Source organism: Lentzea sp. NPDC036949 (assembly GCF_055608075.1).
The window spans coordinates 26356-36733 of record NZ_JBVJRA010000016.1 but is presented as its reverse complement, the minus strand read 5'-3'; the positions used below and the strand labels follow the sequence as shown (position 1 = coordinate 36733).

Genomic DNA, 10378 nt, shown 5'->3' with positions numbered 1-10378 from the left:
GGCCGGTCAGCTGACGGCGGCCAGCCCCTGCCGCACCACCGCCGCCTCCGGCACCCCCATCTCCTCGAAGTGCCGCAACGCGATCCGCCAGCGCTCCGCCGCACCACCGGTGTCGGACCGGTCGGCCAGCACCCGCGCGGCACCGTCGAGGGCACGGGCGATCTCCACCCGGAACCCGGTGTCCTCGGCGAGCCTGCGGGCCCGGTCGTGCCGTTCCAGCGCCACGTCCAGCTCGCCGCGGTCGTAGTGCACGCGCCCGAGCAGGTTCGCCGCCCACGCCGCCTGGGCCTGGTTCCCCTGGGACCGCAACAACGCCGAGGCGTACGACCCGAGCTCCCCCGCCTCGTCGAGGCTGCCCTCGCGCCGGCACACGTCGGCGTAGCGGGCGAGCACGATGCCCTCGTCGCCGGGCGAGGCGCTGTCCTTCGCCAGGCGCAGCGCGGAGTCCAGGGTGAGCCGGGCGGCGGTGAAGTCGTGCACGGCGGCCTGCGCGGAGGCGTAGTCCACCAGCACGGCCACCTCGCAGGACACGTCGAGCCGGTGCCCGTCCTCCGCGGCGGCCCGGTGGTAGGGCAACGCCTCGGTGAAGCGGCCGAACTCGTTGAGCAGCTTGCCGATCGCGGCCTCGGCTGCCCGGCGCAGCACCACGTCACCGTCCTCCACGGCGATGGCGAGCGCCTGGTCCGCGCACTCGTGGGCCTGACCGAGCCGGCCGAAGTGCCAGTGCGGGGTGGCGAGCCGGTGCAGGACCCGTCCCTCCAGCGTCCGGTCACCGGTGGCGCGGGCGGACTCCAGCGCCTGTTCGTGCACCCACAGCATGTCCGTCATGCGCCCGCGCAGCCGCAGGTACGGGTGCAACGCCTCGGAAAGGTGGCACACGTGCTCGTGCAGCTCGTCGGCCGCGGCACCGCGCACGGCGGCCAGCAGCCCGCCGCACTCGGCGTCGAACCACGTCACCGCGTCGTTCCTGGTGCGCAACCGGGGCAGCTGCGCGGGCGGGTACAGGTAGCGCGGCCGGGGGCGGGCCCGGCGGTGCACCAGCAGGTCGGCCGCGGCGCCGGCGGCGCAGAGCTGGTAGTCGAGCAGCCGGTGCACCGCCATCGTGCGCAGCCCCGGCGGTTCCACCCGGCCCACCAGCGAGCGGGCCAGGCTGTGCACCAGGTCGTGCAGGCCGTACCGGCCCTGCGCGAGCTGCACGACCAGCCGCACGTCCAGCAGGTCCTCCAGGACGCTCTCGGCCCTGCCCAGCGCCATGTCGGCGAGCGCCGCGACAGCGTGGACGTCGACCTCGGTCGCGGGCACCAGGCCGAGCAGCCGGAACACCCGCTGGTGGCCGGGTTCGAGCGCGTCGTAGGACAGGCCGATCGCGGCCGCGACGCTGCGGTCGCCGACCGCGAGCTCGCTCATCTTGCGCTCCTCGTCCCGCAGCCGGTCGACGAGGTAGCGGATCGTCCAGCGCTCCCGGTTGTGCAGCCGGGTGCAGGCGATCCGGATCGCGAGCGGCAGCCGGTCGCAGGCGGTGACGAGGTCGCGGGCCGCCTCGGGTTCGCGGGCGACCCGGTCGTCGCCGAGGATGCCGAGGACCAGCTCCAGCCCCTCCTCCTCGGGTGGCGGTGCGAGCGACAACGACAGCGTGCCGTCGAGACCGGTGAGCCGGGACCGGCTGGTGATCATCACGAGACCGTCGGACGACCCCGGCAGCAACGCCCTGACCTGCGCGCTGTCCACGACGTTGTCCAGCAGCACCATGATCCGCCGGCCCGCCGTGCGCATCCGCCACAGCACGGCTCGCGCGGACAGGTCGTCGGGCAGCTGGTCGCGCGGCACACCGGCCTGCCGCAGCACCGTCCCGAGCGCCTCGACCGGGTCCATGGGCTTGCGGTCGACGGCGTACCCGAGCAGGTCGACGTAGAACTGCCCGTCCGGGAAGCCGTCCGCGAGCCGGTGCGCCATGTGCACGAGCAGCGAGGTCTTGCCGACACCGGCCATCCCGTCGACCGCGACGATCATCAGCCCCCGGCCGGCCCTGCCGCCGACGAACTCGCTGATCCGCCGCTGTTCGTCCACCCGGCCCACGAAGTCGGTCATGTCGTACGGCAACGCCTGCGGCACCGCCGTCTCCTGCGGCGCGTGCACGGCGGTGTCGAGCTCCGGCTCGTTGCGCAGGATGCGTTCGTGCAGCTGCATCAGCTCCGGACCGGGGTCGATGCCCAGCTCGTCCGCGAGCAGCCGGCGCCCCTCCTCGTAGACCCGCAGGGCGTCCGCCTGCCGGCCCGACCGGTACAGCGCGAGCATCAGCTGGCCGCGGGTGGTCTCGCGCAGCGGGTGCTCGTCCAGCAGCGCGCGCAGGTCGGCGACGAGCTCCCGTGCCGCGCCCAGCTCCAGCCTGGTCTCCATCAGCTGGTCGGCGGCGGCGATCCGGCGTTCGTCGAGCACCGCCACGGCCGCGCGGACGACCGGGCTGTCGATGCCCGCGAGCGCAGGACCGCGCCACAGCGACAGCGCGGCGGTCAGGTGCTCGATCACCCCGGCGGCGTCCTCTGCCTCGCGGGCCTGCCGCACCCGCAGGTCGAACAGCCCGAGATCGGTCTGGGTGTCCTGCACCACCGCCCGGTAGCCGGCGCCGTCGGTGACGATCAGCCCCGCACCGCCCGGCAGCCGCCTGCGCAGGTCCGCGACGATCTTGCGGACCTGGGTCGCCGCGGTCATCGGCGGCTGGTCACCCCAGGCGGCCTCGACGAGCCGCTCGACCATGACCGCACGGTTGCGCTCCAGCAGCAACACCGCGAGAACGCATTCGGCACGTGCACCGCCCAACGGGATCCTCGACCCGCCCGACCACGCCTCGAACGCGCCGAGCACACGAAATTCCACACCCGCCCCCCATGTCAGCGGTGATCATTCCACTTCACCCAGAATGCCGACCCAGCGCACCGCCTGTGCTGGATTCAGCTTCATTAGTTCCTTTTAAACACGGAAGTGGAATATTCACCCGTACATACCAGCCACGAGTTGCACAGCGTGAGGGGAGCCAAAACGGAATCGATGCGGTACACCGGACCGGCATTCTGTCGACAACCGACGACTCGGGGGTCTGGTCTGCATGGATTCCTTAACGCAACGGCAACTCGGCTTGCTGTTCCGGAAATACCGAACAGATAGGCGCCTCACGCAACGCCAATTGGCGAAACTGTCGGGCGTCAGCGTGCGCACGATTAGGGACATCGAGCTCGGCAGCTCCCAGCAACCCCGCAGGGAGACCGTGCGGCTCATGGCCAATGCGCTGGGACTGACCAGTCGGGAACACACGGAAATCGAGGAGGCCTCGGGTCGGCGCGTGACCACGGAGGACCTGCGCTTCGTGTTCGCGACGAGCGAGATGCCCCCTCCCTCGCCCATCGACGCGCTCGTCGGACGGCGCGCGGAACTGGCCGCGCTGGCCGGTTCGCTGCGCTCGGGCGGCGACCGGCTCGTCACGATCACCGGCCTCGGCGGCGTGGGCAAGACCCGCCTCGCGCTGGAGGTGGCGGTGGCGCTGCACGACATGGACGGACTGGCGGTGCTGTGGTCCTCGCCCGACCCGCTGCACCCGACGTCGGTGCGCGCCCCCGCGCAGCTCGGCGCGGTGCTGCGGTCCGGTCTCGACGCCCTGCGCGGGCACGGTGCCGGTGAGCTGGCCGAGATCATCGCCGACCAACCGGCGCTGGTCGTGCTGGACTCCTGGACCGCGCACCGGCCGGAGCTGGCGCTGGCGCTGCTGCAGGACTGCCCGCGGGTGCGCGTCCTGATCACCGCGGCGGACCCGCTGCGCCTGCCCGGCGAACGCGTGGTCCCGCTGGGTCCGCTGGCGGTCCCGCACCGCCACACCGGCCCGGCCGAGGTCGCGCGGGTGCCGTCGGTCGAGCTGCTCATCCGGTACGCGCGCCAGTCCCGTCCCGGTTTCCGGCTCACCGACGCCAACCTGCACGCGGTGGCCGGGCTCGCCCGCGGCACCGACGGCATCCCCGCGGTGCTGGCCTCGGTCGCGCAGTGGCTCGCGGTCTACGAGCCGGACGCCCTGTGCGACCAGGTGAACGACGACCCGTTCGGCTTCTTCGACGGCCTGCGCGACCGCATCACGGCACGCCTGGACGCGCTGGACGGCGCCGAACGCGTGCTGCTCGAACGCCTGTCGCTGCTCGACAGCGCCTGGTCGGTCACCGACGCCGTGACCGCCACCGGCCTGCCGCCGAGCACCTGCGCGCGGCTCGTGCGCGGCCTGCTCGTCAGCGGCGTGGTGCGGCCCGCCTCCGCGCAGGGGCGCTCCCGGTTCGGGGTGCTCAGCCTGGTGCGCTCGCTGTCGTGCGCCCAGCCCGCCGGGGTGGGCGCGGCGTGATCGCGGTGATCGGGGCGGGCGCGGCCGGGGTGACGACAGCGGCCCGGCTGCTGGAGCGCGGTGCCGCCGTGTGCCTGGTCGACCCGGCCGAGGAACGCGGGCGCGGGGTCGCCTACCGCACCGACGACCCCCGGCACCTGCTCAACGTCCCCGCGGGGAAGATGAGCGCGCGGGAGGACGACCCCGGTGACTTCGCGCGGTGGGCCGGGGTGGCGGCGGCGGACTTCGTGCCGCGCCGGGTGTTCGGTGCCTACCTCGCCGCTCACCTGGACGGCGTGTCGGCCCGCCACCCCGGCCGGCTGCGGGTGGTGCGCGACCGCGCGACGAGGATCGGCCACCACGCCGGTGCTGTGCGGATCTCGTTGGCAGCGGGCGACTTCCGCACCGCCGACGCCGCTGTTCTCGCGCTGGGCGCGGTGGGCACCCGCGACGACTGGGTGCCCACCGGCACCCCGGACTCGGCCGCGTTCGTGCCGGACCCCTGGGCCCACGGCGCGCTGGACCGCATCCGCGACGACCGCGACGTCGTGCTGGTCGGCACCGGCCTGACCGCCGTCGACCTCGCGATGACGCTCGGCCGGCCCGGTCGCGTGGTGCACGCCGTGTCGCGCACCGGTCTGCTGCCGCGCCGCCACCGCCCGGCACACCCGATGCGGCCACCGGAGCTCGCCGGCTGCACCGGTCTCGACGACGTCCGCCGGGTGGTGTCGGCGCACGTGCGGGAGTCGTTGCGGCGCCACGGCGACTGGCGGCCCGCGCTGGACAGCCTCCGCCCGGTCACCGCGCGGCTGTGGGACCTGCTGCCGTTGCCGGACCGCTCCCGGTTCCTCGCGGAGGACCTGCGGTCGTGGGAGGTCCACCGGCACCGCATGCCCGGCACGACCGCGCGGACGCTGGTCCGCCTGCGCCGCGCGGGAGAGCTGCGCACCCACCGCACCGGGGTCACCGGTGTGCGGATGGTCCCCGGCGGGGTGGTCCTGCGGCTGGGCGACGGGACCGAGCTCGCTGCGGGCACCGTCGTCAACTGCACCGGCGTGCGCCACGACGTGCGGCGCTGCCCCGACCCGCTCGTCGTCGGCCTGCTCGCGGACGGCCACGCGACCCCCGGACCGCTCGGGCTCGGCTTCGACACGCTGCCGGACGGCCGGGTGCGCGGTGGCGCTCCACTGTGGACGCTCGGTGCGCTGCGGCGCGGGAACCTCTGGGAGACGACGGCGTTCCCGGAGATCCGCGCGCAGGCCGCGGCGGTGGCCCGGTCCGTGACGAGCGCGCTGGGGGTGCCGTGCTAACCCAGGACCCCCAGTGGGTCGTCGAGCACCGGCTGCCACGCCAGCTCCGCGGCCCCGACCAGGCTGTTGTGCGCCAGCTCCGCCGGCACGAGCGGCACGCTGCGCTCCCACAGACCACGGCCGGCGACCAGCGCGGCCAGCCGCTCCGGCTCGCGTTCGAGCAGGGCCGCGTGCAGCCCGCCGAGCACGATCCGGTCCGGGTTCAGCACGTTCACCAGCCCGGCGAGGCCGACCGCGAGCCGTTCGACCACGCCCCGCACCGCGGGATGCCCGTCCCGCACCAGTTCCTCGGCCTGGACGAGGGGCGCGACGTCCGGTCGCACCTCGCGCCCGGCCGCCTCCAGCAGCCCGATCGGGTCGGTCTCCACGTCGAGACAGCCCCGGTTGCCGCAGTGGCACCACCGACCAGAGGGGTTGACCGTGACATGACCGACCTCCATCGACAGCCCGGAACTGCCCGTGTAGAGCTGTCCGCCGACCACGAACGCGCCACCGACACCGCGGTGCCCGGTGGCGGTCATCAGCAGGTGCGTGGCACCCCGGCCGGCGCCGTGCCGGTGCTCGGCCAGCGCGGCGAGGTTGACGTCGTTCGCGACGAACGCCGGCACCGCGAGCCCGGCCCGTCGCACCTGCTCGGTGAAGACGGCCAGCACCGGCGCGCCGACCGGCCACGCCAGGTGCAGCGGGTTCAACGCCGTCCCGCCGGGGCGGCTCACCGCGGACGGCACGGCCAGACCGGCGCCCACGCACCGCCGGCCGGTCTCCCCGACCAGCTCGGCACCCGCGCCCACCACGGCGGACAGCACGTCCGCGGGATCGGCGCCGACCGGCGAGCGCTCGGCCGCGGTCGCCACGACCACCCCGCCGAGGCCCACGACGGCCACCCGGAACCCGTCCACGTGCACCTGCGCCGCCAGCACGACCGGGCCGTCCGGGTCGAGCACGATCCGGTGCGACGGCCGGCCACGCGACGTAGCGGGTGCCCCCGGACGGGTGTCGTTGTGGATCAGTCCCAGCGCCTCCAGCTCGGCGGTCACCGCACCCGTCGTCGCGCGGGAAACGCCCAGCTCAGCGGTCAGGTCAGCGCGTGTCGCGACCTGCCCGAGGTGCACCAGCGAGAGCACCCGCCCCAGGACGGCGTGCCCCCGCTTCAGCCTTGGCCTCGTCTCCGTCATGCCCCTACACTCATTTTGTGCCACCGATGAACAAATTATCCACGACCACGAACCCGGCACCGGCTGCACTCGTGCAGCTGCGCATCGCGGTGACCATGTTCTTCGCGCTCGGCGGCTTCCTCTTCGCCGGCTGGGCGGTGCGCATCCCCGCTATCAAGGACCAGACAGCGGCCACACCCGGTGCCCTCGGCCTCGCGCTCTTCGCGATGACCGGCTCGGCGGTCGCCACCATGAGCGTGGCGGGCAGCCTCTGCCAGCGCTTCGGCAGCAGGCAGGTCACCATCGCCACGGCCGCGCTGCTGTCGGTCAGCGTCGTGCTGCCGACGTTCACGCACTCGGCGCTGACGCTCGGCCTGTCGCTGCTGCTGTTCGGCGTCGCGTACGGCGGCATCGACGTGGCGGTCAACAGCGTCGCCATCGACCTCGTCGAGGCGGTGCAGCGCCCGGTCATGCCCAGCCTGCACGCGGCGAACAGCCTCGGCAGCCTCGCCGGCGCGGGACTCGGCGGCCTGCTGGCCTCGCACCTGACACCCACCGCACACATGCTGCTCCTCGCCCCAGTCGGCCTGCTGATCACGGCGTGGTTCGGCCGGGTCCTGCTGGCGCACCCGCTGCCCAGCTCGCACGCCGACGACGGCGCCACCGGCCTGCGGCTGCCGAAGTTCACCTCCGGTGTGCTGCTGTTCGGCCTCATCGGCCTGTGCGCGGCCTACAGCCAGGGTGCGCTCGACAGCTGGGTCCCGCTGCACCTGAGCGACGACCTCGGCGCGAGCCAGGGCCTGGCCGCCGCGGGCTACGCCGTCGTCCAGGGCACCATGACCGTCGGCCGCCTGTCCGGTGTCCGCCTGCTGGAACGCCTGGGGCAGACCAGGGTCGTCGTCATCGGCGGTGCGCTCGCGTGCGCCGGGACACTGGTCGCCGCGCTGTCCCCCGGCCTGCCGCTGGCGTTCGCCGGCCTGGCCGCGACCGGCCTCGGTCTCGCGAACATCTTCCCGGTGGCGATGGCCCGCGCCGGTCAGCTCGGTGGGCCGAACGGGGTGGCTGTCGCTTCGACGCTCGGCTACGGGGGCATCCTGCTCGCGCCGCCCACGATCGGGTTCCTGGCCGGCGAGGTCGGCCTGCCGATCGCGCTGAGCCTGATCGCGTTCATGGTGGCGGCCGCGGCGACGATCGGGTTCGTCGTGCGCAACCGCTGACCGAGGAGGAGGTGCCATGACTTCGGACGTCGAGCTCGCCGCCGAGCTGGCCGAGAGATCCGGGCAACTGCTGCAGGAGCTGCGCCGGGGACCGTTGCGCGGCAAGGAGCTCGGCAAGGCCGGTGACGAGCAGTCGCACGAGCTGCTCGTCAAGGCCCTCGCCGAGGCCCGTCCGGCCGACGCCGTGCTCTCCGAGGAGGGAGACGACGACACCGCCCGCCTGTCCGCCGACCGCGTGTGGATCGTCGACCCGCTCGACGGCACCCGCGAGTACGGGCAGGCCGACCACGCCGACTGGGCCGTGCACGTGGCGCTGTGGCAGCGCGGCCGCGGCATCACCGACGCCGCCGTCGCCCAACCCGCGCTGGACGCCGTCTACACGACCGGCGGCACCACGGCCGCCCAGACCAGCGGCCCGCTGCGGATCGTGGTGAGCGCCAGCAGACCCCCCGAGTTCGCGGCCCCCGTCGCCGACACCCTCGGCGCCGAGCTCGTGCCGATGGGGTCGGCGGGCGCGAAGGCGATGGCGGTGGTCCGCGGCGAGGCCGACGTCTACCTGCACGCCGGTGGTCAGTGGGAGTGGGACTCCGCCGCACCCGTCGGCGTCGCGCTCGCGGCTGGCCTGCACGCCTCCCGCATCGACGGCTCACCGCTGGAGTACAACCGGCCCAAGCCCTACCTGCCGGACCTGCTCATCTGCACACCCCGGCACGCCTCTGCCGTCCTGTCAGCGGTACAGGCGGCGATCGGCGGCTGATCCCCCGCCAGTGGCCCGCGAGCTACGGGAGCAGCCTGCGGACGACGGCGTCGGCGAGCAGCCGCCCGCGGTCGGTGAGCACGCAGCGGTCGTCGAACGGCTCCAGCAAGCCGTCGGCGACCGCCTGCTCCGCCTCCTCGCGACCGGCCGCGTCCAGCACGTCGACCGGCAGGCCCTCGGCGAGCCGCAGCTCCAGCAGCACGCGTTCGACGCGGCGGTCCTCGGCGGTGAGCAGCTCCCGGCCCGCCGCCGGGGACTTCCCCTCGGCCAGCAACGACGAGTACCGCGCCGGGTGCTTCACGTTCCAGAAGCGGACGCCGCCGACGTGGCTGTGCGCGCCGGGCCCGAAGCCCCACCAGTCGGCGCCCTTCCAGTACAGGACGTTGTGCCGGCACCGCGCCTCCACCGAGGTGGCCCAGTTCGACACCTCGTACCAGGAGAACCCGGCGCCGCTCAGCTTCGCGTCGACCAGCTCGTAGGACGAGGCGAGCACGTCGTCGTCCGGCATCGGCAGGTCGCCGCGGCGGATGCGGCGCGCGAGGCCGGTGCCGTCCTCGACGATCAGCGCGTAGGCGGAGACGTGGTCGACGCCCGCGTCGAGCACGGCGTCCAGCGACGCCGCCAGGTCCGCCGGCTGCTCACCCGGTGTGCCGTAGATCAGGTCGAGGTTGACGTGGTCGAAGCCCGCGGCGCGCGCTTCCCGTGCGGCGTCGACCGGACGGCCGGGGGTGTGCTTGCGGTCGAGCACCCGCAGCACGTGGCGGGCGGCGGACTGCATGCCCAGCGACACCCGCGTGTAGCCGGCGGCGCGGATGCCCTCGAAGAACGACGGCGACGTCGACTCCGGGTTCGACTCGGTCGTGACCTCGGCACCGGGAGCCAGGCCGAACGACCGGCGCACCGCGTCCAGCACGTCGGCCAGGCCGGAGGCGCCGAGCAACGACGGCGTGCCACCGCCGACGAACACGGTCTCGGCGGGCACTGGCGTCCCCAGCACGGAGGCCGCCAGGTCGAGCTCGCGGCGCAGGCCCTCCAGCCACGACTGGGGCGAGGCGGACGTGCCGAGCTCGCCGGGGGTGTAGGTGTTGAAGTCGCAGTAGCCGCAGCGGGTCGCGCAGAACGGCACGTGCACGTAGATCCCGAACGGGCGGGAGCCGACACCGGCGAGGGCGGAGGGCGGGAGCGAACCGTCGGCGGGCACGGGCTCGCCTTCGGGCAAAGCGGAGGGCATGACCCCCAGTGTCCCCTACGCGGCCCGAATGGCGGTGTTCGACCAGGGGAAGTATCTGTCGGTGACAGAAGTATTACGGAGTGAAACCAGCCTAGGATGTCAACCTCCGCTCGTCAATCCCAGCATCCGGTTGGCGGTGGACCACGCTCTGGGCGGCATGCACACTGAGGTCATGCATTCGACTGGAGTCCGCCTCGTGGCCCGCCGCCACGTCGACTTCCGTCGTGTCTCCAGCGCGATGTGCCGTCGTTCGGCCTGACCGCGCGCTGATTTGTTCCCGTCGGCGCCCGGCGCGCTGACGACGCCCCCACCACAAGCACCTCCGGGCTCGCACGCGCACCGAGCGCCTCGAAAC

General features: G+C 73.9%; 7 protein-coding genes and 1 pseudogene. 5 read left to right on the top strand and 3 right to left on the bottom strand.

Annotated features, from left to right (window positions below; all coding sequences use genetic code 11):
- Positions 1 to 6: 6 nt before the first annotated feature.
- The gene (locus tag ACZ7CD_RS33850; RefSeq protein ID WP_470371886.1) at positions 7 to 2784 is read right to left on the bottom strand and encodes an AfsR/SARP family transcriptional regulator; all 2778 of its coding nucleotides are present in this window, start codon (positions 2782 to 2784) and stop codon (positions 7 to 9) included.
- 319 nt (positions 2785 to 3103) lie between these two features.
- Here ACZ7CD_RS33850 and ACZ7CD_RS33845 point away from each other — a divergent pair.
- From ACZ7CD_RS33845 to ACZ7CD_RS33835, 3 genes and pseudogenes are all read left to right on the top strand, one after another.
- Positions 3104 to 3292 (top strand): annotated as a pseudogene (locus tag ACZ7CD_RS33845) (helix-turn-helix transcriptional regulator); the annotation flags it as partial.
- A gap of 45 nt (positions 3293 to 3337) precedes the next feature.
- Positions 3338 to 4375 carry a helix-turn-helix domain-containing protein gene (locus tag ACZ7CD_RS33840; protein ID WP_470375811.1) on the top strand — a complete coding sequence of 346 codons (1038 nt, stop codon included), beginning with the start codon at positions 3338 to 3340 and terminating at the stop codon, positions 4373 to 4375.
- Positions 4372 to 5664 (top strand): FAD/NAD(P)-binding protein, encoded by a 1293-nt coding sequence (locus ACZ7CD_RS33835; protein WP_470380520.1) that lies wholly within the window; start codon positions 4372 to 4374, stop codon positions 5662 to 5664. The genes ACZ7CD_RS33840 and ACZ7CD_RS33835 overlap by 4 nt, the downstream gene beginning before the upstream one ends.
- On the opposite strand, the gene ACZ7CD_RS33830 is transcribed toward ACZ7CD_RS33835, so the two are convergent.
- Positions 5661 to 6839 (bottom strand): ROK family protein, encoded by a 1179-nt coding sequence (locus tag ACZ7CD_RS33830; RefSeq protein ID WP_470380519.1) that lies wholly within the window; start codon positions 6837 to 6839, stop codon positions 5661 to 5663. The genes ACZ7CD_RS33835 and ACZ7CD_RS33830 overlap by 4 nt on opposite strands.
- A 26-nt stretch (positions 6840 to 6865) precedes the next feature.
- Between ACZ7CD_RS33830 and ACZ7CD_RS33825 the strand changes: the two genes are divergently transcribed.
- Both ACZ7CD_RS33825 and ACZ7CD_RS33820 read left to right on the top strand, forming a co-directional pair.
- Entirely contained in the window at positions 6866 to 8035 is a 1170-nt protein-coding gene (locus tag ACZ7CD_RS33825; RefSeq protein ID WP_360397143.1) for an MFS transporter, read from the top strand.
- Positions 8036 to 8051: 16 nt separating this feature from the next.
- Positions 8052 to 8792, top strand: a complete 741-nt coding sequence (locus ACZ7CD_RS33820; protein ID WP_360397142.1) for a 3'(2'),5'-bisphosphate nucleotidase CysQ — start codon at positions 8052 to 8054, stop codon at positions 8790 to 8792.
- 22 nt (positions 8793 to 8814) lie between these two features.
- Here ACZ7CD_RS33820 and hemW read toward each other — a convergent pair whose 3' ends face one another.
- On the bottom strand, positions 8815 to 10023 hold the full coding sequence (gene hemW / locus ACZ7CD_RS33815; RefSeq protein WP_360397141.1) for a radical SAM family heme chaperone HemW: 1209 nt from the start codon (positions 10021 to 10023) through the stop codon (positions 8815 to 8817).
- Between the last annotated feature and the right edge of the window lie 355 nt (positions 10024 to 10378).